The organism is Streptomyces sp. NPDC026417 (assembly GCF_055567695.1).
This window is the reverse complement of the sequence record NZ_JBVHPY010000002.1, coordinates 460,571-483,770: the sequence shown is the minus strand read 5'-3', so window position 1 is coordinate 483,770 and position 23,200 is coordinate 460,571. Positions and strand designations below refer to the sequence as shown.

Here is a 23,200-nt window from a genome sequence, read left to right as displayed (position 1 = left end):
AGTGATGCAAACATTTTCGGTGCTCCACGCGAGAGAGAGATCCTTATGACCACCGACCTGTTCTCACCGCTCCCCCTGCGCTCCGGGGCGGTGCTCAAGAACCGCATCGCGAAGGCGGCCATGGAGGAGAACATGGCCGGCGACGGCCAGCTTCCCGACGAGCAGTTGCTCACGCTCTACCGGCGCTGGGCCGCCGGCGGCACCGGACTGCTGATCACCGGCAACGTCATGGTGCACGCCGAGGCGCTCACCGGGCCCGGCGGCGTCGTGCTCGACGAGAAGGCGCCCCTGGACCCGTTCGTCGAGTGGGCCAAGGCCGGCAAGTCCGGCGGCGGTGCGATATGGATGCAGATCAACCACCCCGGCCGCCAGGTGGCCTCCGACATGCCCGGCGTGGTGTGGGGCCCGACCGACATCGGCGTCAGCCTGGGCAAGCACAGCAGCCGCTTCGGCAAGCCGACCGCCATGACCCCGCAGCAGATCCGCGAGACCGTGGCCCGGTACGCGACGACCGCTCGACGCGCCGAGGAGGCCGGCTTCGACGGCGTCGAGGTCCACGCGGCGCACGGCTACCTGCTGTCCCAGTTCCTCTCCCCTCTGGTCAACAAGCGCACCGACCAGTGGGGCGGGCCCCTGGAAAACCGCGCCCGGATGCTGCTCGACATCGTCCGCGCCGTCCGCGCCGCCGTCTCCCCCTCCTTCGCCGTCGCGGTCAAGCTGAACTCCGCCGACTTCCAGCGCGGAGGGTTCGACGCCGACGACGCCCGCCAGGTGATCGCGATGCTCGAGCCGCTCGGCGTCGACCTGGTCGAGCTCTCCGGCGGCAGCTACGAGAGCCCGGCCATGACCGGCCGCTCCGCCGACGCCCGTACCCGGTCCCGGGAGGCGTACTTCCTGGACCTGGCCAAGGACCTGGTCAGGGATAGCCCGCTGCCCCTGATGCTCACCGGAGGCATCACCAGGCGAGCGACCGCCGAGAAGGTCCTCGACAGCGGCGTCGCGGTCATCGGCATGGGTACGGCGCTGGCCGTGACCCCCGACCTGCCCGACCGCTGGGGCCGTGATCGCGAGGCCGACCGGCAGCTGCGGCAGGTGAACTGGTCCGACAAGGCCCTCGCCTCCGCCGCGAGCATGGCCCAGGTGCGCCACCAGATGCGCCGCCTCGCCCGCGGCAGCGGCACCAGGCCCGGCAGCCACCCGGCGATCTCCCTGGTCTCCGAACGGCGCCTGCAGCGCAAGGCACTGCGCGGCTACCGCGCCTGGCTGTCGAAGCGCCAGAGCGCGACCTGAACGGCACCGCTCCGCACCGCCGAGGCACGACAGGGAGTACGGGGATGGCGCAGCCGGCCCAGCACGACGCGGACCTGAGCGAGGGGCCCTCGGCCGGCGGCGGCTCCCTGCCACGCCCCGCGCCGCCCCGGGCAGAGGTCTCATCGGCCGAGCCCCACGAGGCGGAGGACACGCACGAGCCCGCGACCCTGCCCGGAGGGGTGGCCACTGTGTGGTCCAGCATCCTCTCGAACGCCTACCGGCGGCTCGGCAAGGGGCGATGAGCGGGGACTCCCCGATATGTGGGGGCATCCCCCTGGGCATTCCCCCATCCTCAGTGTTGACGCTGCAAACATGGCGTCCTACAGTTCAATGTATACGCCGCTTACATCAGAGTGAGGAAAGAACGTCATGCCGTCGAACCAGAAGGACATCGTCAAGGTCGACCTGGGAGGCCGCGAGGTCACCGTCCCCAAGGGCGGGATGTACGACCGCTACCGCATGGCCCCGGACCTGGACACGATCGCCCGCGACCCGCGCGTCAGCAACGTGGACTTCTTCCGGAAGCTCCCGAAGATCAAGGTCGACTCCCCGATCGGCCCCACGCTCACCCCGAACTTCTACTACACCATCTCGACCGCCCGGCTCACGATGCTCGCGCCCTCCCGCGCGATCCGCTCCCGGCTGCCCGAGGAGCTCTCACCGCTGGAGATCGTGCCCGGCCTCGGCCTGGTCTCGGTCATGTTCTTCCGCTACGACGTGTGTGACATCGACTTCTACACCGAGGCGGCCGTCGGTATCGCGGTCAAGCCCGCGCGCCACGGCAGGCTCGGCTTCTTCGACCTCGTCACGGGCCTGAAGAACGAGCACCTCGACTCATATGTCCTGTCGCTGCCGGTCAGCACCGAGATCGCCCAGGTCCGCGGCCACGACGGCTACGGATTCCCCAAGTGGGTCACCGACCTCGACGTCGACATCAACCACCACCGCACAACCGCCCGCGTGGCCAACGACTCCGGCGGGGTCGACCTGTCGCTGCTGGCCAACACCCCCACCCAGAAGGCCTACGTGAGCGGGGAGCGCGTCGGCTCGCTGACCTCGTACACGCGGATCGACGGCGCGTGGCACTCCACGCTGAACCAGACCAACGTGCTGAACGCCGGCACGACGCGCAACACCAGCGGCATCGCCCTCCAGCTCGGCGAGGGCCGCATGTCCGACGACCTTCGCTCGCTCAAGCCGAAGCGGACCATCCAGTTCGACGTCATGACAGAGGGTCAGGCCGCACTGCATATGCCGGTCCCCACCTCGGTCCAGAGCCGCGACAAGTAACGAAGGAGCCCCGCCATGCCCACGTCGTCCGCCGGCCCGACGACCGCCCGCGGTCTGGGTCTTCCCGCAACCGTCACCCCGTCCTTCCTCCAGCGGCTGACCGACCGCGTCTCGGCCGCGCCGAACGCCGCACGCGTCACCACCACCGCCCCCTACACCGGCGTCCCCCTGGCCGACCTCCCGGTCTCCACCCCCGACGACGTCGAGGCCGCGTTCGTCCGCGCCCGTACCGCGCAGAAGGCCTGGGCCGCCACGCCGGTCTCGGAGCGCAAGAAGATCCTGCTGCGCTACCACGACCTGATCCTGGCCCGTCAGGACGAGGCGCTCGACCTGATGCAGGCCGAGAACGGCAAGACCCGCCGCGACGCCTTCCTCGAGGTCGTCGACATCGGCATCGTCTCCCGCTACTACGCGCGCAACGCCGCCAAGTACCTCGGCCCCAAGCGCCGCCGCGGCGCGATACCGCTGCTCACCCACACCACCGAACTGCGCCACCCCAAGGGCGTGGTCACCGTCATCTCGCCGTGGAACTACCCGCTGAGCATGGCGGCCAGCGACACCATCGCCGCCCTCATGGCCGGCAACGCGGTCGTGCAGAAGCCCGACACCCAGACCGCCCTGACCGCCCTGTGGTCGATGGACCTCATGTACGAGGCCGGGCTGCCCGAGGGCGTGTGGCAGATGGTGATCGGCCGGGGCAGCTCCATCGGCGACGCGCTGATGAACAACGCCGACTACATGATGTTCACCGGCTCCACCGCCACAGGGCGCCAGATCGCGGCCGACGCCGGCCGGCGCCTCATCGGCGCGTCCCTGGAACTCGGCGGCAAGAACCCCATGATCGTCCTCGACGACGCCGACATCGAGAAGGCCGCCGACGGCGCCGTCGCCGCTTGCTTCCCCTCCGCCGGCCAGCTGTGCGTCTCCGTGGAGCGCCTGTACGTGGCCGAGTCCATCCGTGACCAGTTCGTCGCCGCGTTCACTCGGCGCGCCAGGAAGCTCAAGATCGGCGCCGCCTACGACTACAGCATGGACGTCGGCAGCCTCACCACCCCGGCCCAGCTCAAGACCGTCACCGAGCACGTCGACGACGCCGTCGCCAAGGGCGCCACCGTCCTCGCCGGCGGAAAGGCGCGGCCCGACCTCGGTCCCCTGTTCTACGAGCCGACGATCCTCACCGACGTCACGCCCGAGATGACGCTGTACGGCCACGAGACCTTCGGCCCGGTCGTCTCCGTCTACACCTACCGTGACGTCGACGAGGCCGTCTCCCTGGCCAACGCCACCGCGTACGGCCTCAACGCCAGCGTCTGGAGCCGCAGCGGAGCCCGCGGCCGGGCCGTCGCCGCCCGCGTCCACGCCGGCACCGTCAATGTCAACGAGGCCTTCGCGGCCGCGTGGGGCAGCGTCGACGCCCCGATGGGCGGCATGGGCGACTCCGGACTCGGCCGCCGGCACGGCGCCGACGGCATCCTCAAGTACACCGAACCGCAGACCATCGCCCACCAGCGCATCCAGGGCTTCTACCCACCGCCGGGCATCAGCCCCGAGTCCTGGGCCGCTCTCCTGACCGGAGCACTGAAGGCACTCAAGGCGGCCGGCGTCCGCTGAACCGCGACCGCCATCCTGGAGCTGCCCCGGCTGGGCAGCTCCAGGGGGACAGCAGACCCACCCTCTCCAACCGGTCCGTCGGGAGACGCGTACCCGATGGCATCGCAACCGCCAAGCCCGTGCAGACCGGGATTTCTTCGGGAATACGACCGCAGAGGCTTTGGAAGGACACCGGCGCCGACAGCACCATGCAACGGTGATCCACCCGCCCACGCCATGCGCCTCGCACAGCCGGCCGCGATGGCGACGCAAGACCTTGCGCTGTTGAGCCGTTGCGGTGTCAGCGCGATGGCCGGGTGATTCCAGACCGGGGTTGCTTCCGGGGGGCGAGGCGGACACAGGTGACGACAGGGGCGATGCATGGGGTGACGAGAACAGCTCGCTGACCACCCTGCTTCCCCCTTCCCTTTTCGATCACATACGATGTATGCGACGTTCACATCAGAAAGAGAATGTAAGCGGCGTAAATAGTGGGGAATGTGACCTATGGCTCATGACACGTATCATCACGGCGACCTGCGTGCCGCCTGCCTGCGCGCCGCGCGTGAGCTCCTCGAGGAGGACGGCAGCGCGGCTCTGTCGCTGCGCGCGGTGGCCCGGCGCGCCGGGGTGTCGGCCACGGCCCCCTACCGCCACTACGCCGACCGAGACGCGCTCGTCTCCGCGGTGGCTGCCGAGGGTTACCGGGAGCTGGCCCAGCACTTGGCCGAGGCTCATCCCGCGCCCTCGACCCCCGACGAACTTGCCGCGGTCGCCGTCGCCTATGTTCAGTTCGCCTTGGAACACCCGGCCTTGTTCCGGGCCATGTTTGCCGAGCCCTGCGATCCGACCAGCGCCGAACGGGTCGCCGCGACCGCCGCCATTTCGGAGTACGTCCGCAGTATCGTCCGGGCCACCTTCCCCGGCGTGGACGCGGACGCGCTGTCCACCACCGTGTGGGCCCTGGTTCACGGCCTGGCGTTCCTGCACCTCGACGGCAAACTCGACTCCTCCACTCCCGACATCGTCGCCGCACAGGTCCAGGCCGCCGTCCATGCACTGTTCAACGCGTCCCCGGCGATGGCTCAGGCAACGACCGGGCCGACGGCGATCTAGGCTGTCCGCGGCCTTGCCTGCCCAAACCGGCTCAGCGGTAGGTGCGCATATGGCTTCTGTCGCCGGCGAAGTGGGCGTGCTCGTTGAAGGTCAGCAGCGTGGTTCCTGACTCACCCACTGCCAGGGTGGTGACGGAGGCGTTGACGCTGACGCGGTTGAGTGCGACGACGCTCTCGTGGGGCAGAGAGAGCAGGGTGCCGCACAGGGCAGCGAGAAGGCCGCCCGAGGTGACGACGACTGCGTCTCTCCCCTGACCGAGCACGGCGGTCAGGTCGGACAACGCGGCTGCGGCCCGCTGGGAGAACGCAGCCCACGTTGCACCGTCGGCCGCGTCGGGGTCAGTCATCCATCCCAGCAGGGCGTGGTCGAGCAGGTCCTGTATCGGCATCGGCTGGGGTTGCTGCGACGCTGGGGCGTAGCGGGCGATCAAGGCGAGGTGGTCGTACTCGTTCCAGCTTGCGTCCTGCTGAAGGGGTTGCCTGTATCCGGCCGCCTCCGCGGCGAGGCGGGCCGTGTCCCTCTGACGGTTCAGAGTGCCCGAGACGAGGTACGGATCGCGCAGACCCCGGCGGGCCAGTTCGTGGCCGACAGCGGTCGACTGAGCCCGTCCGAGGTGGGACAGGACGTCGTAGTCCTCGGCGGTGGCGGAGGCCTGGCCGTGGCGGACAAGGCAGATGAGCGGCATGGTGGCTCTTTCGTCCGTTCTGTCAGTATCCAGTGCCGCCGCGGATGACCGCACGGCAGCGGTGGTCGAGGTGGTTGACGGCCGGCCGGAAGTTGCGGAAGGCCGGTTGCGGGTCTGTTTGTGGTGGTACAGCTCGCCCTGAGTCCGGAGCTGTCCGGTGGTGCGCCGCCATTTCCTGGCGGTCCCTGCGTCGGCTACGCGGGGAGGTTGAGTTCGCTGGGGCCACGACGCCGAGGTGGACTTCGTCGGGGCCGTCGGCTGGGCGCAGCCCGCGGGCGGCGGCCATCGGGGCGGTGAGCGGGAAGTCGTCGGACAGGCCGGCGCCGCCGTGGAGTTGGATCGCCATGTCGATCACCTCACAGGCCATGACGGGAACGGCGGCTTCGACCTGGGACGGTTCACTGAGGGCGGCGGCTGTGCCTGCGTCACGGTGCGATTGCCTCCACGGCTGGTTCTCGCCGCACGCCGAGCGTCGGCCTGGCTGCGGGGTCATGGGCCGTACGTCCGTCGCGGTTGCGGACCGTACAGCAGTGAGGGTTCCGGCGGTCACAGGTCGTACGCCCGCAACCAGAGCTCCAGGGTGAGGACCAGCCACAGCTTGCCGCCCTGGCGCGGCAGCAGTGTGCCCTCGCCGCGCATCCAGGTGCGGACGGTGGCGGGCCGGAACAGCCCCCGCTGCCGGGCCGCGCGCCCCAGCAGCAGGTCACCGCCCAGTTCGCGGAGCGGTCCGCTCAGCCACTGCTGCACCGGGACCCGCATCCCGCTCTTGGGCCGGTCCACCACGGTGGCGGGCAGCAGGTCGCGTACGGCCTCCTTCAGCACCGACTTCTCGGCCGTGCCCCGCAGTTTGAGGGCGGGAGGGGTGGCGAAGGCGTGGTCGATGACGCGCCGGTCGAAGAGGGGGGCGCGGCCCTGGAGCCCCTGGGAGGCGGTGAGCCGTTCGACCTTGGTGAGGATGTGGTGGGCGCCCTTGGTCCGCAGATTGCAGTGCAGGAGTTGGTCGAGCAGGTGGGTCATCCGGTCCGGGCCGGTGAGGTAGGGCTCGACGAAGCGCTGCGGGGCCGGGGCGGAGTCCAACGCGGCCAGCGCGTCGGGGGTCAGCAGGTCGGGCAGGTCGGTCCAGCACTTGCGGTAGGAGCGCAAATAGGCGGTGGCCCGGTCCTCGTACCAGGGCGCGTCTGCCGCCCCCGGCGCCCCGGTGTGCATCTCCTGGACCAGCATCGGCAGGTTCTTCGGACCACCGAACACGGGGTCTCCGCCCTCCCCGTTGAGGACGATGCCGAGCCCGTCCCCCGCGACTGCCTCCGCGAGCATCAGGTTGGGCACGGTCAGCGGGTCGCCGACCGGGCTGTCGAGCAGGGCGGCGGCCTCGGCGAGCCGCGCCGCGACCGCCGAACCGGACACGGTCAGCACCCGGTGCCGGGTGTGGCAGTGGGCGGCGACGAGCCCGGAGTAGCCCAGTTCGTTGGGGAGTTCGCCGCCGAAACTGATGGAGTAGGTGTGCACGGGGTGACTGTGCAGCTTCGCGGCGAGCGCGGTGACGAGGGAGCTGTCGACGCCCCCGGACAGCAGGACCGCGACGGCTTCGGCCTCGGGCAGCCGGCGCGCGGTCGCCTCTTCGAGCAGGGCGCGCAGCGTCAGGGCGTACGTGTCATCGGGTCGTGGCCCGCCCGGCTCGCCGTGGCTCTCCTGCGGTTCCCAGTACACCCGTTGGCTGAGGGTCCCGTCGACCGCCAGCCGCACCACCCGTCCGGGCAGCACTTCGCGCACGCCCTCCAGCAGCGTCTCCTCGCCCGGCAGGTAGGCGAAGGTGAGGAAGGAGCGCACGGCGGAGAGGTTCATCCGGGTGCCCAGTGCGGGCCAGCGGCGCAGGGCGCGCAGGGAGGTGGCGGCGGCCCAGGTGTCGCCGGCGCGGGCGTAGAAGAGGGTGCGGGCGCCGACGTGGTCGCGGATCAGCACCAGGTCGCGGCCGTCGAGGACGGCGAGCGCGAACATACCCTCGGCGAGTGCGACGCCCGGTGCGCCGAGCCGGGCCCACAGCCGCAGCAGCACCTCGCCGTCGCTGCAGCCGGGCGGGGCGGGGGCGCCGGCTGTCACGAGCGCGGCGAGCAGGTCGGCGCGGTTGTGCAGGGTGACCTCACCGACGGCGCGCATTCCGGACGCCTCGAACGGCCCCTCGGCGTACCCGGGTTCGTCGGGCAGCAGTGCCAGTCCCGGCGCGAGAGGCGGAGCCCCCATGGCGGTGAGGTGAGCGTCGGCGGCCCCGGGCCGAACGTCGGGGTGGCCGGGATCCGGGCCGAGACAGACGCAGAAACGTGCCATGGAGCGAGGGAGTCCTTTCGTCGTTGTGTCCGGCTGCGCCCGCGCGCTCTTCGGGGAGGTGGACCGTGCGCGTACGTGCGTCATGGTGCGCACGCGGCGCCCCGGTCCGGAGCGCCGCGACGCACCCGGTCAGCCGAAGTCGTCGTCGCTCCAGCCGTCTTCGCCCTCGCTCCAGTCGCCTCCGTCCCAGTCGTCCCCGCCGCCGTCGCCGCCCGAGGCTGACGAGCTCTGGGCCTGCTGGCGCAGTTCTTCCTCCTCCTCCGGCGTCAGGTGCGCGGGCGGCAACTGAGCGGCGGTGACCGCGAGTCCGGTGACGCCGAGGCCGGCGAGGATCGCTCCCATCCGGCCGCCGAACGACGTCCGGTTGATCATCACGGTGTCGCCGCTGCCCCACAGCGTCCGGCCGTAGCCGATGTCCCGCCCGTAGGTCACGGTGCCGTCGGCGAGCAGCCGCTTGACGATCCGGTCCCCGAGCAGTTCGTCGGTGCCCGCGCCGCCCCGGTCGTCGTGCCAGTCCACCACGCCATCCGGGCCGCGGCGGCGCCATTCCTGACGGCCGTCCTCGTAGGTGCGGTGGACGCTGCCGTCGGCGAGCAATTCGTCGGTGTAGCCGATTTCGCGGGGGCGGATCATGCTCATCGGTCCTCGGGTCTGCGGTGGTCGGGCATACGGTCCTCGGGTCGGCGTCCGATCATGCGTCGGGCCAGGTCATGAACCCCGCGGTGCGCAGTTCGCGCAGTTCGCCCCAGACCGAGTGCCGGGCCGGGCGGGGACCGCGGGTCAGGCGCAGTACGGCGCGCAGGAGCCGGGCCGGCGCCACCGAGGCGACCTCCGCGAAGCGGCCGCCCGCGAGCCAGGCGACCTCCTCGGGCCGCAGCCCCGGAGGCAGCGGGCCGAGTGGGGGGACGGGTCCGGGTGCGCGCCCGGTCACCAGGCGCAGGGTCCGGGCGTGCCGGGGCACCAGGCCGAGCGAGGCCACCCGTACTCCGGGCACCGGCCCCAGCTGCTCGCGCACCCGGGCCGGCAGGGTGACGCCGGCGGGGCTCGCGTCGTTCAGGACGTGCACGGTGGCGCCTTCGGCCCGCTCCAGCGCCGCCACCAGCCGGGGATCGAGTGGCAGGTCGTCGGCCGCGCTCAGGACGGGGCAGGCGGCCTCCAGGTGGACGTGGTTGGCCAGCAGCATCCAGGCGATGGAACGGTCCTGGCAGATCAGCAGGCGCGGCAGCCCGTAGGCGTAGAGGTCGGGCTCGCGCGCGGGCCCGCCGACCGTCGGGGCGGCACGGTGCGGGGGCGGGAGGAGACCGGCCGGCTCCAGTCCCCGCAGCGCTTCGGTGAAGCGGGACAGCCTGAGGGGCGGGCGCTGGCTGTGCGGGATGCGTCGCAGCGGCGCGGGAGTCGGCCTCAGGACGCGGCAGGTCTCGTAGTACAGCTGCCGTTCGATGTAGCGGATCCCGCCAGGCAGGGCCGCGCGCCGGGCGGCGACGCCGATCGCCCGCTGCAGAACCAGTCGCGGGACCGGTCGCGATGACACCGGCGGGTCGATAAAGGTAGGCATGTCAGTTCGCGTCCTTCCCGGGCGACGGCTGCGGCTGGTTCCCGAGCCCGAGCCCGGCGGTGTGCCCGCGCGCCGGTGCCGCGCGCAGAGCGGCGACCGGCGCAGCAACGCCCTTGGAGATCGCGGCGGCGTGCGGCTCGACGAGGACTCGCATGTCAGATGCCCTCCAGCTCGGGTGACTGCGGCCAGCTCAGGAATCCGAGCTCGGCGGCCCGCCGGTGTGCCGGCTCCGGGGCACTGCGGGCCCGCTCGACGGCTCGGGCGACGGACGCTTCCACCAGGGCCGGGGGGACCGCGGCGACCGGGCCGAGCCAGCCCCGGCTCAGCCATGCGGCGTCCTCGGGGGCGAACCGTTCCATCCGCCGGAGCCAGCCGGCCTCGCCGGACCTGACCCTCTCGGGGGGAATCTCGTGCAGGACGACGGCCCCGCGGTTGCCCCGGACCGCCTTCACCGGCAGGCCCGCGTCCACGACCACCGCGTCGGGGCGGTTCGCGCGCACGTCGGCCAGCAGCTGGAAGCCGCGGGCGCTCGCGTCGTGCAGGACGACCACGGGCCCGGTGGGCGGCAGATCGGCGAGCCGGGCGGCGAGGGTCAGTCCCAGCCGGTGCGGGAAGTCGTTGACGGACAGGAAGACGCGTACCGCCCGGTCCGGGCACAGCAGCGCCACCGCCCGCTCCTGCCGGGTCCGGTCCCTGGGCAGGAACGCGGCGTCGCCGGCCGCCTCGTCGTCCACGACGCCGGGTGGCAAGCCGCCGTAGACCTCCACCCAACGGCCGAGCATCATGGTCCGGAATGCGTGCGCGTACGGCTCCACACATGCGCCGGCACTGAGGGCCGGCCGGCGCGGCCGCCCCTTCGCCAGCAGGTACACGACGACGGCCGCGCCCACGCTGCCCCACCACAGCAGACCGGCGTGGGCGATGTGCGGCATCCGCACGGCGAGCACCGCCAGTCCCGCGACGAGCACCACCGCAGCCGTGCGTCCCACCCATGGTGAGCGACCGCTGCGCGGAGCCGCGTCCCAGGTGCGGTTCTCGGCGCGGGCCAGGTACCACAGCTGGGTGAGGGTGACCGTGCGGCGGCCCTCGTCGGTGTGGGTGCGGGCGATGCGCTCGATCCGCGTGTCGTGCATGCCGCGGCCGTGCACCTTGGGATCGAGGGCGAAGGCCCGCTCGCAGTGGGAGCACACGCTGTTGGTGCGTTCCTTGCGCGGCAGGGAGGTCTGGCAGTGCGGGCAGATCATGTGCCGCCTCCGCCGGGCCAGGTCATGAAGCCCAGGGAGGCGGCGCGCCGATGTTCCGGGTCGGTGGCCGTGCCGGCGCGCTCGACGGCTCGGGTGACGACCGCGAGAAGCTTGGCGGGCGGGACGGCGACCAGGGGCAGCCCCCAGCCCTTGGACAGGCGCTTCAGCTGGTCGGGGGGGTATTCCTCGCTGCGTCGAAGTACCTCCATGACAGCGTCGCCGGGCGGCTCGCCCCGTACGGGCACGGCGTTCGGACGGTCCCGCGCGGCGTCGGGAGGCAGTCCGAGGTCCACGACCCGGTGTCCGGGGTACGTCGCGCGCACGCGGTGGACGAGTGCGAGGCCCGCGGCGTCGGCGTCGTGGAGCACCAGGACCGTTCCCGGGCCCGACGGGTCGAGGGCGGCGGGCAGTCCGTCGGGCGTGGCGACCAGGCGCAGCCCGTGGCGGGCGGGCAGGCCGGCGGCATCCAGGAAGACGGCAACGGACGGGTCCGGGCAGAGCAGCACGGGCCCGTCGGACGCGGGCTCGGCTGCCGGCACCGCCGAACGGTCCCCGGCGGTACGGGAGGCACGAGGGGACGGTCGAGGTGAGGGATACTCCTTGTCGCTGATCACCCCCGGCGGGAGCGAGCCGTAGACGTCGTTCCACTCCCGCATCAACTCGGTACGGAAGGACTCCCGGGAGACGCGGGGCCGGCCTCGTCTCCATCCCGACGCCCCCGCAATGAGGTAGCCGAGGGCGATGACCAGGAGCAGACCCCCCATCAGCGCGAAGAGCACCGCATCGCTGGCCAGCCCGGCGACGCCGATGAAGAGGCCGAACAGGGCGGCCACTCCGCCGCAGCCCATGTCCACATCGGTGTTCTGAAGCGACTTGCGGGACAGGGCGTACCACAACTGGCCGGTGGTGCAGCGCAGTCGGCCGTCCTCGGTGAGCTTGGCGGCGACGCGGCGGACACGGAGGTCGTTCAGGTCCAGGGGGTTGGTCTTGGGGTCCAGTGCGTACCTGCGGCCGCATTTGCCGCAGACGTTGCCGGGGCGTTCCTTGCGCAGCAGGGACTGTTCGCAGTGCGGACAGATCACGCGGGGCCCTCCAGTCGGTGGGCCAGCCGCCGCAGCCGGGCGGCCAGGCGTTCCTTGACGGTGGTGACACCCGCTCCCCGCAACCGCTGGACCCGCTCGATGTCACGCAGGGCGGCGGCCAGCGCCAGGTAGTCGGTGCGGGCAAGGGTGCTGGTGCCGGTGGAGCCGGGAGGCGCGACCGTTCCGTCCGCCGGGCCCGCCGCCCTGCGGTCCGCCTCGGGGGCGGTGATCGCGTAGTCCTCGTGGTCGATGCCGTAGCCGGTGTTGGCGGCCAGAATGGTCAGCGGAGAAGTGTCCCGATTGGCGAAGGAATGCGGCATCATCTCGGGGATCCGTATCAACTCGCCCGGTGTGAGCGGGACTTCCGTGACCCGGTCGCGGTCGGCGTCGTAGAGGCCGCAGGACGCGTAGCCCAGGCTGAGAACGAAGTGCTCACCGCCGTGCGCGTGCGGGGTGAAGGCGCTGCGCGGGCCGACCACACCGAGCTTGACGGTGGCGTTGGAGGGACGCTCGGGCGAGGTGGCTGCGTCGCCCACCAGGTAGTGGGCGAACTGCCCGTCGTCGATGAACCGCAGGAGATCGTGCTCCGGACCGAGGTCGCGGGCGCCGTCCCGGTCAGCGAGGACGATCGAGCCGTCGGGCAGCAGCCGGTACAGCCGCACACCGCCCGGCAGGTCCCCCACCCCGCTCCGGCCCTTCCCGACGGTAGCCGTACCCGGCACGCTTCCCTGAACATCACCGAACAAGAGTCCCCCCATGCCCACCCCGGCAAGTACGCGAATGGTAAGGCGTTGATCGAGAACACGGGGAGGGTCCGAACGAAACCCGCGGTGACACCGTGGTGAACCACGGGTTGACACGGCACACGGGCGAGGGAAACGGCATCACGCCCTTCACCCCCGTTGCGCGCCTCCGCACACCCCTGTGCGCCGGACGCGGATGGCCGATTCCTCACCCCTGTAAGGGAGTTCGGCACCGCACGGGGGTATGCCTTGTGCGTCTGTGGGCGCGGGAGCGGGGAGGCCGGCACTGTGGCACGCCTTTCGTGGACGTCCGACGCCCCTCCCTCGCGCCGGCCACGCACCCGTCACGTCGTGCGCCGACTGCGCGCTCAGGGCCTGGCCGGACCCGCCTTCCGCGACGTGCTTCCCGCCCTCACAGGGACGGTGTTGACCCTCAGCTCCGTGGTCGCCGCCCTCGCTGTGGGGTACCGGGCCGCGGGAGTCGTCGTGCCGCTCGCCGCGGTCGCGGTCCTGTTGCTGGCCGTATCCATCGTGGGCCGGCGCCTGCGTCCGGGCGCCCGCCGCCGCAAGGGCCACTACACCGCGCGAGAGCTGTTCGCACTCGACACCCAGGAACTCGCGCTGGCGGTCGCCCGGATGCTGCGCCGGGACGGCTGGCGCGTGCGGCTGCTGGCCGAGCCGGAACGACCGCGCCTGTACGCGAGCCGGGCCGACGGCCGCGAACTGCACGTGGCTTTCCGCCCGGTGGCCGAACCGCTGCCGGACGAGGACCCGCCGCCTCCTCGCACCCGGCGGACGGAACCGGACCGCCTGGTCCACCTGGTGGTGCACCGGGGCACCTTCCGTGCCCGTGACATTCAGTGGGCGCGACGCCAGGGAGACACCTGCCTCCTCGACGGCACCGCCCTGGTGCGCTGGGCGTCGGGCACCCCCTTCGACGAACTGCGTTCAGAGGAGAGGTGACGGGGTGCCGGCGCCCGTGTCGCCGGGCCTGGCGGCGCCGGACTCCGGGCCGGAGATCGCAGGACTGCTCATCACCGGAGCTGCGGCGGTGCTTGCACATCACGGACACGAGCGCACAGGACTGCGGCCACACTCTCGTGGCGAGGGCACACGGGCCTGCCCGGGGTGAAATCCGGTTGTCCACAGGAACGTTCAGCGCCTACTGTCGGATCTCATCGACGTGTAGCTCAGTAGCCAGAGCACCGGGCTTCTCACCCGGAGGGCGCAGGGGCGGAACCTGCCACGTCGGCTCATCGACGTGTAGCTCAGCAGCGGAGCACCGGGCTCGGGACCCGGAGGGGGCGGGGGCGGCACCCGCCACGTCGGCTTATGAACGACGACGCTGACCAGCAGCACAACGCAGAGGCCAACCCGGCTTACGTCTCCGGCCAATTGGCCAGGGCGCTCACCACCGCGCTCACCCACGACGACCCCGACACCCGCCGACGCGCCGGGGAACGGCAGCGTGCGTGGCGGTCCGTGCTGGCGGGCATGGCGAACGGCCTGCTCACCATCGGCTCCCGCACACCGGTCCGCGACATGCCCGCGTGGGTGACACCCGAGGTGCTCCGGGGCGGCTTCGCCACCGGCGCGCCCGGCGCCGGCGGCCCCATGACGCAGTACGAGACCGACGCCGCGCGCCGCGCCGGGGTGCCGCAGGACCGCCAGGCGCTCTTCGCGTACTGGCTGTCCGAGGACGGGCTGGCACGGCTCCACGAACTCCTGGACAGCGGACGGTACGAGGTGACCGTCCCCGAGGAGGCCGCCCTGCTCACGGTGGCCTGGCTGGTCCGGGCCGGAGAGACGGACGCGGCGATCGGACTCGTCGAGGAACTCGCCCCGTTCGCCGGACGGCTGCGGTTCACGCCCCGCCCTTCCACCCGTGAGGCGCCCGACGCCGGTGCGGTGCACCGGCGGACCGTCGCCGAGGCCGGTGAAAGCCTGGCACGACGGCGGACCAAGGATGCGGTGGAGACACAGCGAGAGGCGCTGGCCGTCTGGCAGCCGTTCGGCGACGACCTTCTCGCCCACTGGCTGGAGACCGCCGACGCCGGACAGCCGCTCCGGGTCCTGACCCGTACCCCCGACGCCGCCTGGCATGAGCACGGTGCCGAACTGCTGCGCCGTTACCGCGACTTGAGCGAACGCCATACCTACTGCACCAAACACCGGGATCGGAAGGGAAACCTGGGCATCCTCCGTGGCGCGTTGGAAGAGGTCGTCGCTCGACGGGAACTGGACGCGCGCCGGCTCGGCCTGCTGCGGCACGCGGTCACGTCCATGGTGCGGCGGCGCGGGTTGCCCGGCTCCGCACGGCTCACCGCACTGCGCCGGGAGCAGGCCGCGCAGGCGGCACTGCCCTCACACCATGCGCTGGCCCAGCTGGTGCTGCGGCGGATCTCCGGACTCGACCAACAGGCGGGCGTCGCCGAGGTCGCGCCGCTCGTCGCCCAGGTGAGCGAGGACGAGGCACGGGAAACGGGTCTGCCCGCGGGTGCGGTGATTCCGGCCGGCGTCCGGCGACCAGTCGAGTCCGCGCTGAGCGCGCCGTTGAGCACCCTTGTGGAACGCGGAGTCGTACCCTCCGCGGAGGTGCTGGCCGAGCTCGTACCGCAACTCGTCGCCGCCGCCACCGCGCAGGCCTATCCCGACCCGGCCCTGCGTACGCTTGCGGCCGCCCATCACCGGGCGTTCGCGGGCCGCCGTTCGCTGCTGCTGCTCAACCTGCAGCACCAGGTGCGCGCGGAGGAATTGCCGTGGGTACGGGCCGTGGCCGGGCAGCGCGTGGAGGGGGCAGCGGGTGCCGTGTCGGCCGTCGCGCTGCGGCAGCTCGGTGAGCTGGCCGTCCAGGCCTTCCCTGGCACGATCCTGCCCAATCCGCTGATCCGTGAGCTGTCCCTGCTGGCCCGCCAGACCGAGCTGGGCGCTCCCCTGGTCGAGGAGCTGGCCGCGGACATCTTCATGGGCACGTTCAGCCCGAAGTTCCTCGCCGCCGCCCGGGTCGCGGCGGAACTGCTGGGCGGCGGCTCGCTCTACGAGCGTTACTACGCCATCGACTACCGGGCCATCCGGAACGTGGCGATCGTCGAGGCCGGCGAGACACTGACGACGTCGTACGGGGCCAGGACCTCGCCCGGGTTCGCGAAACTGTGCGTCGAGCGGGCGGAGGCCTGCTCGTCCGGGGCGCGGCGGGCAACCGGATCCGTGGCCGCGAACGGCAAGGTGATCGAGCAGGCGCAGATCCTCACCACGCACAACCTGGCCACCCTCGTCCACCGGGTCGGCATCGAGCCGGACGTCGGGTGGATGGACCTGGCCCGCCGCTGCTTCGTCACCGTGTGCCGTCTGACCGGCCGCGTGCACGGCAACCCGCGTCCGCTCAGCACCATCAAGGACGTGGCCTATGCCTGGCGCCAGATGGTGTTCCACCTGTCCCTGTGCAGCACCGACGAGCGGGATCGCTTCCTGGCCTCGCTGCCGGAGGAGCTGGCCCGGCACCCTCGCCACGTGGCGGGACGGCTCGCCCCCGCCCTGACCGGCCTGCGCCAGGTCTCCGAGGGCGGTACGGCGGACGAGGGCGCCGGGCGCCTGCTCCTCGGCTGGACCACGGACGGACACTGGCTGCGTCCGGACCCGGCATCGACGGGCTGATCCCGCGGGGGCAGGGGCCGCTCTTTCACACGCAGCCGCGACGGCCGTCTCCCTGAGCCGAGGAAGCGGTGCATGGGCGACCGGACCCGGCGAACCGGCCGAGGAGCGGTGTGGCGGTGGGCAAGGTGTCCTCCAGTTCCTCCGTCGAGGACGGCGACGACGACGTGTGCCGGCGGACGCCCCCAGTCATTGTCAACAGGCAGGTGCACGCCCGGCACGGCGAGATCCGCCACCCACGCCGGGACTGGGACAGCACCTTTCAGGGGCGGGGCTCCAGCACCTCCACGACGCCCGTCTCGGTGTCATAGCTGCGCAGAGTGGTGAGCTGGGCCGACAGCGGCGGTAGCGGCAGCAGTTCGGGCACCCGCCGACCGGCGAAGGCACCGGCGCGCCGCGTCCGGCCGAGAGTGACGTGCGGGCTCCACCGCCCCGGGGCGTGAAAGGGATTCAGGCTCTCGGGCGGGCTGTCCGAGGCGACCGCCTCCCACACCCGGCGCTGCAGAGCGGTCAGCGGGAGGTCGCAGTCCAACGCCCAAGCCAGCACTGAGGTGGGCCGCTCGAAACGCTCCACGCCGGCGAAGCGCACCGGCAGCGGCAGTTCGGCGGCCACCTCGGCGAGCTCCCACCGGATCGGCGCGGTCAACTCCGGGCAGGTGGCCAGTGTGAGGTGCGGGCTGTTCGACGGTGAGCGATGGCGCGCCTGGCTGGGCAGCCCCGCGTCCGCCAGACGCCGCCAAGCCTCCCGGACCGCCAGGTCCGCCGCCTCGTCCAACAGAAGCTCGACCGTTCGCACCACCGCAGCCTACCGGCCATCCCCACCTCCGCCCATCGCCCAGCGCCCGGCGCCGTGCAAGGAGACGACTGCGCCCGCCGAGGTGCGCGACCCGGGGTTGATCCGGCTCGGTGACGAACTCGAGAAGGGGACACGATGACTGCACCCGACGCGCCCGGTACCGCCGATGCCGAGCAGGTCAACGCCCCGATGTGGCACAACTACGGGGCGCACCACCTCGATCGGTCCACGCCCCTGCCCGAGGTGGACGAGATCGCCTGGGGCCCTGCGGGGACAGGGCCGGGGGACGCCGCCCTGGGCGACCTGACGGGCCTGCGCGTGCTCGACCCGGGATGCGGTACGGGCGCACGCAGCCCACTTCGCCCGTACCCATCACGCCGCCGTGGACGCAGTCGGCCTCTCCCCCACTCAGATCGCTCGCGCGCGCTACGGCAACCTGCCAGGCCCGCGGTTGATCCGTGCCGACGCCGTCCGGCATCTGCGCACGTCGGAGTGAAGCGCAGACGGACCGGTTGTCGAAACGCGGCAGGTCCGAGGACTGAACCAACAAAACCGTAAGAGAGGTTGCTAAGGCTTGTCCCGTAACTGATCTTGGGGTGGGTTCGGGGCGAGGCCGTCCGGGTTCGGCCCATTCGTCTATCCGGCGAGGGCAAGGTTGTGCAGGGGGGCAATGCCACTCATGGCGTGATGGACGCCGTCTCCCCTGAGACGGCAGTCACGCAGGATCTTCCAGGTCTTCATGCGGGCGAAGACGTGCTCGACGCGGGCCCGGACTTGCTTGTGGGACTTGTTGTGAGCCTGCTTCCAGTCGGGCAGGTCCTCGCCTTTGCGGCGCCGGTGGGGCATTACGAGTCCGGTGCCCGGGTAGCCCCCGTCGGTGATCGTCATGGTGGTGCCGATGGCGGCCTTGGCACCGGATTCCTCCCATGCCTTGCAGTCATTACGGTTGCCGGGCAGGGGCCGGCCGACCAGGACGACGAGCCGGGTGTCGGCGTCGATGACGACCTGGTGATTGGTGGAGTACCGGTAATTCTTGGACTGCTCGGCCACTGTGTGGTCCCGGGTGGGCACCAGGGTGCCGTCCACGATGAGTACGGTGTCCTTGCGGAGCCGCTTGCGGGGCGGGAGCGCGAGCATCGGGCCGAGGTGGTCGATGATGCGGTCTGCCGCCGACTTCGAGACCCCGAACAGCGGGGCAAGCTGGCGCATCGTCAAGTTCGTGCGCCAGTACACCGCGATCAACAACGCTCGGTCCTCCAGCGGAAGACCCCACGGTCGCCCCTTACGGATCGCGTCTGCTCCGTCGCGCCGCAGCGCGGTCACCAACCTGGCGAACCGGCGCGGGCTCAGCCCGGTGAACGGGCCTATCCAAGCCGGCTCTGAGGCCGTGATCACACCAGCCACATCATGATCATTCCACCCCGCCCCGACCGGGCGGACGAGCTGTCAGACCTCGGGGATGAAGGGCGGCTCGATACCCATCGCAGCGACACCCTCACGTACGGCACGGTCGAACTGCTTGATCTCCGCCACGAGAACATCCCAGGCGACGGGCGAGGTCCAGGAGTCGGGCGTGAAGCCGGAGCCAATCCGCCAGCCCTCGTTGGACCCCACGATGCGAATCAGTCCCGCGTCCGCCTGCATCGAGTCGAGCTCGAAACCCTCCTGACCGGCGGCCGGGCTCTGGAGCCAGAGCGCCAGGTGGTACGCCAGCTCGGCCACGGGGAACGCCTCCTCGGACCACACCAGCTTCCCCTCTTCCCAAATGGACAGCTCTGCCTCGATGTCGAGGAGAAGCACCTCCAGGGGAGCCTCGCACGGGGTGAGACCGCGCCGCGGCAGATCCGACAGTCCAAAGTTCCGGCAGACGAACCGCACCGCTCGGCCTCCATGAAATCCGAGGCCCACTACACGTCCAGGCCATCCAAATACGGACAACCGTACCAAGTCATGCCAGCCGCCCCACTGGGCGCACCATTTGCGGGACAGCCCTTAGATGTTGATGCCGAGACCGCGGGCACCTGCGGTCGTCCATCGTTTGATGAAGGCGGGCGGGGCGGCCACCTTCTCGGCCTGCAGCAGGTAGGTGACGGGCGAGTCCGAGCGGATCCGGTCGCGTTCTTTCGCCGTGACGTGGTGGAGGCCGACGAGGCCGAAGGCGATCGATGTGGCTGTGACGGCCGGCCACTGCGCTGCCGCGCCGCCGATGGCTCCCAGGGCGGGCAGTTGCGTCTGCAGGTTCACCAACCCCAGTCCCGTGCCGAGCTTGAGCCCTTTGATCGCGGCCTTGAGGTCGTTGAGCGGCTGCTCGAAGTGCGTCCGGCGGACATGCGCCACGTGGAGGGCGACGATCTGCGGATCCTGTTCTTCCAGGAGGGAGCCGGTCAGTTCAGCGGCGGCCGCGTCGAGAGCATCGACGAAGCGGTCGAACTCGGGCCGGTAGTCGGTGCGCAGCTTGATGATGTCGTCGACGGGTACGTCGGCGATACCCGCGGGCAGCGGCAGCTGTGCGGTCAGCATGCCGATCACGGACACCGGCCTGGCGTCGTGCGGGTGGTGATCGAGCAGCTCCGCGACAATTCGCGCCTCGTCCCAGTCGTGCACCTGCTGCTGGGAAGCCGAATTGTCGGTGATCGGCGTCAGTCCGTGCCGCCGGGCCAGCTCTTCCGTCAGCGCCATCTTGTAGACCCAGGCGAGCTTCGGGTCCACCGACATCCAGTCGTAGTCCTCGTCACCGGACAAGAGGGTGGGGCGGCGGGTGTTCAGACCCAGCCGAGCATCGAGCAGCACCTGGCGCAAACCAGGAGCGATCTCCTCCCAGTGCACCTCGACCAGGGACGTCCGCTCAGCACGCGGCCGCCAGATCTCCCCCGGCGCACCGTAACGGTTCACCGCCCGCCACTGCGGATCGCTCGGGTCGCTCTCGTCGATGTCCTCAGGGGACACGCCGAAGTAGCGGTGCAGTTCGGTGTGATGTTCGCGGATGACGTTGATGAAGTGCGGGGCGACCGCTTCGGCTGCCGGGCCCGGAGGCAATTGCTGGATGAAGTCGAGTCCGTCCGCCAGAGCGCGGACGGTGTCGGAGTCGTGGACTGGATACCCGGCCGCGGCGACGCGCGCCAGCGCCGGCCAGTACAGCGCGGTGGCCTTGACCCACGCGGCGTCCCGGATATGAACGTACGGAAAGTACAGACCGATACGCGGTGCCACCGCTCCCCCTCGGGCGTCTACTGCAAGACCTCCAGCACCGACCGTACTCAAGATCCCCTTCCCGGACACAGCGAACCCGCATCTCACGGTCAGCCGGTCCGGTTCCCGTCCTTGATGAGGGGCGCGATCAATGCCGCTCGGGTGCTGTGTCCGCCTCGCGCTGCCCGCAGTGCGCGCAGCGCTCGCGGCCGTCCCACACCGACCAGCCGAAGTCGGCCGGAGTGAGGACATGGCCCTCCAACTCGCTTCGGACGGCCTCGCGGTAGGCCCAAACAGCATCCAGATAGGGGTGGTAGATGTCGTGGAACGCAGGAGTCGAGATCCCGGCGCCCGCAGCGACCACCCCCCGAAGAGCGCGAAGGCGTTCGAACATGGTCTGGCCCGCGCTCGCAATCCGGGCAGTGGCGTCGAGGAAGAGACGCTCACGCACCTCATAAATACGGGCGTCCGTCAGCGCCAAGCGGCTCGCCTCCTCCAAATCGGCCGCCCCGGCACCGTACTGCGCAAGGCGACGCAGTTCCGTGTGTGCGGCGCCCGCCGCCGCGATGAACTCCGTATAGACGTCCCGACGGCGCGCCTGCAGACTGCGACGGTGCTCCTGACGAGTACGCAGACGGTCCGCCAACACCGTGCCCGTAATCGCGATCAGACCACCACCCAAGGTCGCGACCAGCGTTCCCCACTCCATACCGCATCCCCCCGCCGGTATTCCACACAGCCCGCCCCCATACCGCCCCACCCCGCAGATCATGCCCCACGACTCGCGCCGACCGTGATCGTGGCGAATGCTGTGATCAGCCTCCCGGAACATCCGGACGAACGACATCCGACCTACCGCGATGTCCTCCCCGCGTCCAGCGTTTCCCGGTCCGTGGCGGTGGCCGCGGACAGCTCCTCCCTCTGGATGTCCGCATCGATCAGCGCCGTCACCGTCCACACGTCCAACATTTCGTCGAACTCGAGGGCCGGACGGAGTGTTCGTGCCGGGCCGCAGTAAGGGTGCTCGCCTCCGCTCGGGCGCCGCTATCGTTGTGCGGTCGCCGAGTGTGGGGGAAAGTCAGTGTTCGTGATGAAGGTCGTTCTGACCGTCTGTGTTGGCGGGTTGATTGCGTTGGGGGTCTGGGCGTTGGTCGCCGGGCGCGTCCCGGTGTCCGTCCTGAACCTCGGGAAGCTGGCCCGGCCGCGGTGGTGGGGGGCGGCCGCGCTCGCGGTGTGCGCCGGCTTCCTGACCATCCTGTGGGCGGATGCTCAGTACGGGGGTGCCCTCACGATGCTGGGCGTCGGCTTCATGAGCCTGGCACGGAAGCCCCGTCTCCCGGAGCAGGACGCGGAGACCGGCGCCGCCTAGGCAGGCCGATCCGGCGGCGGCGCCGTAGGCCTTCGATGTCAAGGAGCGTCTTCTGATGCCGTCCCGACGCAGCGGGCCGGGGTGGTCGAGCCGTGACCGAGCAGACCTGGCGGTTGATGCATGGGGCACCCGCGTCGGAACTCCGCGGCTCGCTCACATCGGACAACGATCGGGCCGGGAAAAGTGAGCTGGAGATGATCTAAGCCTTCGAGGTGGCCCGCGAGCACCACCAGCTGCGGCGCAGCGGCTGGACACAGGTATCCTCTGGCGATGTCGAATCAGTCGGTGGCGGCGGGAGTCAGTCTCGCTGGTGTGATGGCGCACTGCGGCGGAAGCCTGGTGGGCGCCGTGGAGCTTCTGGTGGGAGCAATAGCCTCGGCACCGGCGGCTCCGGAGCCCTATGCGGCACTCGCCGATCTGTGGAGGGACCGACGCTCGGAACTGAAGGAGAGCCTCGAAGAGGACGGCTCCTTGAGCGCTGTGCTGGCGCAGGCGTACTTGTTCTTCCTTGATGGGGACATGGACGACGCGGTCATGGCCCTTGGTTCGGTCACGGGTGTGCGGCCCGACGTGGCATGGGGCGCCGCACCCTGGTTCGGCGATGCGCGCTTCCTCGGCGCGGTGAGTGCCGAAGCGCTGGCCGAGGGGTGTCTGCGGACGTTGGACTACGGTCACGACCTGGACAGCGACGAGATGCGGGAGCGGTTCGCGCCCTGGTTCCATGCACTCGACGTGGTATCCGAACGGAATCCCGTACCGGAGTCGCTGGCCGCCATGGCCCGGCTGCCTCGGGCCTGCGGCCGGTACGAGCTGTCCTTCGCTCTGTGCGACCGTGCCGATGCTGTCGACCCGGTCATGTGGACCGCAGTCGCGCGAGCGAGCACCTGGCGCGTGATGGGCGACTTGGATCAAGCTGCTGCGGCCTTCGAACGCGCCTTGCTCCTGGACCCCGCCAACTGGTCCCTCCACCTGGACTTGGCGGACGTGCGTGCCGAGCAGGGCGACTTCGCCGCAGCCGCGGGCCTCGTCGAACAGGGCCTGGAATACGAGCCTCACGAAGTCTCCCTGCGCGCGGCGGGCGCCGCCTACCGCACACGCCTTTCCGGATCGCCCGAAGACCTGAGTGCCCTGATCGCCCTGGCGCCAGAGCTCGCGAACACCACCTACCGGAACCTGCTGATCGACTACGCATGTGCAGGGCCGAAGCTGCCGCGGAACCTCGTTGCCGAGGCCCACCGCCTCCGAGAGAGCTGAAGG

The 23,200-nt window shown here is 71.0% G+C and carries 23 protein-coding genes and 2 tRNA genes; 11 read left to right on the top strand and 14 right to left on the bottom strand.

From position 1 onward, the window contains the following. Positions 1 to 45: 45 nt before the first annotated feature. From ACZ4NT_RS04935 to ACZ4NT_RS04915, 5 genes are all read left to right on the top strand, one after another. Positions 46 to 1,290, top strand: a complete 1,245-nt coding sequence (locus tag ACZ4NT_RS04935) for an NADH:flavin oxidoreductase/NADH oxidase family protein (protein ID WP_467723472.1) — start codon at positions 46 to 48, stop codon at positions 1,288 to 1,290. Positions 1,291 to 1,334: 44 nt separating this feature from the next. Beyond that, positions 1,335 to 1,553 (top strand): hypothetical protein, encoded by a 219-nt coding sequence (locus ACZ4NT_RS04930; protein ID WP_467723470.1) that lies wholly within the window; start codon positions 1,335 to 1,337, stop codon positions 1,551 to 1,553. A gap of 127 nt (positions 1,554 to 1,680) precedes the next feature. After that, positions 1,681 to 2,601: an acetoacetate decarboxylase family protein gene (locus tag ACZ4NT_RS04925; protein ID WP_467723468.1), complete on the top strand. Its 921-nt coding sequence runs from the start codon at positions 1,681 to 1,683 to the stop codon at positions 2,599 to 2,601. Positions 2,602 to 2,616: 15 nt separating this feature from the next. Continuing rightward, positions 2,617 to 4,212, top strand: a complete 1,596-nt coding sequence (locus tag ACZ4NT_RS04920) for a succinic semialdehyde dehydrogenase (RefSeq protein WP_467723466.1) — start codon at positions 2,617 to 2,619, stop codon at positions 4,210 to 4,212. A 486-nt stretch (positions 4,213 to 4,698) separates the two neighbouring features. Beyond that, positions 4,699 to 5,307, top strand: coding sequence for a TetR/AcrR family transcriptional regulator (locus ACZ4NT_RS04915; RefSeq protein WP_121408770.1), 609 nt, complete (start codon positions 4,699 to 4,701; stop codon positions 5,305 to 5,307). Positions 5,308 to 5,338: 31 nt separating this feature from the next. Here the strand turns inward: ACZ4NT_RS04915 and ACZ4NT_RS04910 are convergent, their stop codons facing one another. From ACZ4NT_RS04910 to ACZ4NT_RS04870, 9 genes are all read right to left on the bottom strand, one after another. Continuing rightward, a complete protein-coding gene (locus ACZ4NT_RS04910; protein ID WP_467723464.1) occupies positions 5,339 to 5,992 on the bottom strand; it encodes a histidine phosphatase family protein in 654 nt (217 codons plus the stop codon). Between the two features lie 22 nt (positions 5,993 to 6,014). Further along, positions 6,015 to 6,485, bottom strand: a complete 471-nt coding sequence (locus ACZ4NT_RS04905; protein WP_467723462.1) for an acyl-CoA dehydrogenase family protein — start codon at positions 6,483 to 6,485, stop codon at positions 6,015 to 6,017. Between the two features lie 53 nt (positions 6,486 to 6,538). Beyond that, positions 6,539 to 8,314, bottom strand: coding sequence for an asparagine synthetase B family protein (locus tag ACZ4NT_RS04900; RefSeq protein ID WP_467723460.1), 1,776 nt, complete (start codon positions 8,312 to 8,314; stop codon positions 6,539 to 6,541). Between the two features lie 129 nt (positions 8,315 to 8,443). Next, positions 8,444 to 8,953, bottom strand: coding sequence for a hypothetical protein (locus tag ACZ4NT_RS04895; RefSeq protein WP_467723458.1), 510 nt, complete (start codon positions 8,951 to 8,953; stop codon positions 8,444 to 8,446). A gap of 52 nt (positions 8,954 to 9,005) precedes the next feature. Continuing rightward, complete coding sequence (locus ACZ4NT_RS04890) at positions 9,006 to 9,869, bottom strand: hypothetical protein (protein WP_467723456.1); 864 nt, start codon at positions 9,867 to 9,869, stop codon at positions 9,006 to 9,008. A 1-nt stretch (position 9,870) separates the two neighbouring features. Beyond that, positions 9,871 to 10,023, bottom strand: a complete 153-nt coding sequence (locus ACZ4NT_RS04885; protein WP_183117210.1) for a hypothetical protein — start codon at positions 10,021 to 10,023, stop codon at positions 9,871 to 9,873. A 1-nt stretch (position 10,024) separates the two neighbouring features. Beyond that, positions 10,025 to 11,113 carry a hypothetical protein gene (locus ACZ4NT_RS04880; RefSeq protein ID WP_467723455.1) on the bottom strand — a complete coding sequence of 363 codons (1,089 nt, stop codon included), beginning with the start codon at positions 11,111 to 11,113 and terminating at the stop codon, positions 10,025 to 10,027. Continuing rightward, entirely contained in the window at positions 11,110 to 12,195 is a 1,086-nt protein-coding gene (locus ACZ4NT_RS04875; protein ID WP_467723453.1) for a hypothetical protein, read from the bottom strand. Before ACZ4NT_RS04875 ends, ACZ4NT_RS04880 begins: the two co-directional genes overlap by 4 nt. Beyond that, positions 12,192 to 12,917, bottom strand: coding sequence for a cupin domain-containing protein (locus ACZ4NT_RS04870; RefSeq protein ID WP_467723451.1), 726 nt, complete (start codon positions 12,915 to 12,917; stop codon positions 12,192 to 12,194). The genes ACZ4NT_RS04875 and ACZ4NT_RS04870 overlap by 4 nt, the downstream gene beginning before the upstream one ends. Before the next feature lie 372 nt (positions 12,918 to 13,289). Here ACZ4NT_RS04870 and ACZ4NT_RS04865 point away from each other — a divergent pair, with 372 nt between their 5' ends. From ACZ4NT_RS04865 to ACZ4NT_RS04850, 4 genes are all read left to right on the top strand, one after another. Further along, a complete protein-coding gene (locus tag ACZ4NT_RS04865; protein ID WP_467723449.1) occupies positions 13,290 to 13,901 on the top strand; it encodes a hypothetical protein in 612 nt (203 codons plus the stop codon). A 216-nt stretch (positions 13,902 to 14,117) separates the two neighbouring features. Next, positions 14,118 to 14,190, top strand: a tRNA-Arg gene (locus tag ACZ4NT_RS04860). A 5-nt stretch (positions 14,191 to 14,195) separates the two neighbouring features. After that, a tRNA-Pro gene (locus tag ACZ4NT_RS04855) sits at positions 14,196 to 14,267 on the top strand. Between the two features lie 3 nt (positions 14,268 to 14,270). Further along, positions 14,271 to 16,592, top strand: a complete 2,322-nt coding sequence (locus ACZ4NT_RS04850; RefSeq protein ID WP_467723447.1) for a hypothetical protein — start codon at positions 14,271 to 14,273, stop codon at positions 16,590 to 16,592. Between the two features lie 259 nt (positions 16,593 to 16,851). Here ACZ4NT_RS04850 and ACZ4NT_RS04845 read toward each other — a convergent pair whose 3' ends face one another. The 5 genes from ACZ4NT_RS04845 to ACZ4NT_RS04825 all read right to left on the bottom strand — a co-directional run bounded on the left by ACZ4NT_RS04845 (position 16,852) and on the right by ACZ4NT_RS04825 (position 21,283). Next, on the bottom strand, positions 16,852 to 17,385 hold the full coding sequence (locus tag ACZ4NT_RS04845) for a 2'-5' RNA ligase family protein (protein WP_467723445.1): 534 nt from the start codon (positions 17,383 to 17,385) through the stop codon (positions 16,852 to 16,854). A gap of 636 nt (positions 17,386 to 18,021) precedes the next feature. After that, positions 18,022 to 18,789 (bottom strand): transposase, encoded by a 768-nt coding sequence (locus ACZ4NT_RS04840; RefSeq protein ID WP_467723443.1) that lies wholly within the window; start codon positions 18,787 to 18,789, stop codon positions 18,022 to 18,024. 42 nt (positions 18,790 to 18,831) lie between these two features. Continuing rightward, a complete protein-coding gene (locus ACZ4NT_RS04835; protein WP_467723441.1) occupies positions 18,832 to 19,185 on the bottom strand; it encodes a DUF7878 domain-containing protein in 354 nt (117 codons plus the stop codon). 192 nt (positions 19,186 to 19,377) lie between these two features. Beyond that, entirely contained in the window at positions 19,378 to 20,595 is a 1,218-nt protein-coding gene (locus ACZ4NT_RS04830; protein ID WP_467723439.1) for a DUF6236 family protein, read from the bottom strand. A 127-nt stretch (positions 20,596 to 20,722) separates the two neighbouring features. Continuing rightward, complete coding sequence (locus ACZ4NT_RS04825) at positions 20,723 to 21,283, bottom strand: CchlQ (RefSeq protein WP_467723437.1); 561 nt, start codon at positions 21,281 to 21,283, stop codon at positions 20,723 to 20,725. A gap of 414 nt (positions 21,284 to 21,697) precedes the next feature. On the opposite strand from ACZ4NT_RS04825, the gene ACZ4NT_RS04820 reads away from it, so the two are divergent. Next, positions 21,698 to 21,943 (top strand): hypothetical protein, encoded by a 246-nt coding sequence (locus tag ACZ4NT_RS04820; RefSeq protein ID WP_467723435.1) that lies wholly within the window; start codon positions 21,698 to 21,700, stop codon positions 21,941 to 21,943. A gap of 270 nt (positions 21,944 to 22,213) precedes the next feature. Next, complete coding sequence (locus ACZ4NT_RS04815) at positions 22,214 to 23,197, top strand: tetratricopeptide repeat protein (RefSeq protein WP_467723433.1); 984 nt, start codon at positions 22,214 to 22,216, stop codon at positions 23,195 to 23,197. Positions 23,198 to 23,200 lie beyond the last annotated feature (3 nt).

Coding starts and splice junctions, on each gene's coding strand:
- ACZ4NT_RS04935 (WP_467723472.1), top strand. CDS start 46: ATGACCACCGACCTGTTCTCACCGCTCCCCCTGCGCTCCGGGGCGGTG.
- ACZ4NT_RS04930 (WP_467723470.1), top strand. CDS start 1,335: ATGGCGCAGCCGGCCCAGCACGACGCGGACCTGAGCGAGGGGCCCTCG.
- ACZ4NT_RS04925 (WP_467723468.1), top strand. CDS start 1,681: ATGCCGTCGAACCAGAAGGACATCGTCAAGGTCGACCTGGGAGGCCGC.
- ACZ4NT_RS04920 (WP_467723466.1), top strand. CDS start 2,617: ATGCCCACGTCGTCCGCCGGCCCGACGACCGCCCGCGGTCTGGGTCTT.
- ACZ4NT_RS04915 (WP_121408770.1), top strand. CDS start 4,699: ATGGCTCATGACACGTATCATCACGGCGACCTGCGTGCCGCCTGCCTG.
- ACZ4NT_RS04910 (WP_467723464.1), bottom strand. CDS start 5,992: ATGCCGCTCATCTGCCTTGTCCGCCACGGCCAGGCCTCCGCCACCGCC.
- ACZ4NT_RS04905 (WP_467723462.1), bottom strand. CDS start 6,485: ATGACCCCGCAGCCAGGCCGACGCTCGGCGTGCGGCGAGAACCAGCCG.
- ACZ4NT_RS04900 (WP_467723460.1), bottom strand. CDS start 8,314: ATGGCACGTTTCTGCGTCTGTCTCGGCCCGGATCCCGGCCACCCCGAC.
- ACZ4NT_RS04895 (WP_467723458.1), bottom strand. CDS start 8,953: ATGAGCATGATCCGCCCCCGCGAAATCGGCTACACCGACGAATTGCTC.
- ACZ4NT_RS04890 (WP_467723456.1), bottom strand. CDS start 9,869: ATGCCTACCTTTATCGACCCGCCGGTGTCATCGCGACCGGTCCCGCGA.
- ACZ4NT_RS04885 (WP_183117210.1), bottom strand. CDS start 10,023: ATGCGAGTCCTCGTCGAGCCGCACGCCGCCGCGATCTCCAAGGGCGTT.
- ACZ4NT_RS04880 (WP_467723455.1), bottom strand. CDS start 11,113: ATGATCTGCCCGCACTGCCAGACCTCCCTGCCGCGCAAGGAACGCACC.
- ACZ4NT_RS04850 (WP_467723447.1), top strand. CDS start 14,271: ATGAACGACGACGCTGACCAGCAGCACAACGCAGAGGCCAACCCGGCT.
- ACZ4NT_RS04825 (WP_467723437.1), bottom strand. CDS start 21,283: ATGGAGTGGGGAACGCTGGTCGCGACCTTGGGTGGTGGTCTGATCGCG.
- ACZ4NT_RS04815 (WP_467723433.1), top strand. CDS start 22,214: ATGTCGAATCAGTCGGTGGCGGCGGGAGTCAGTCTCGCTGGTGTGATG.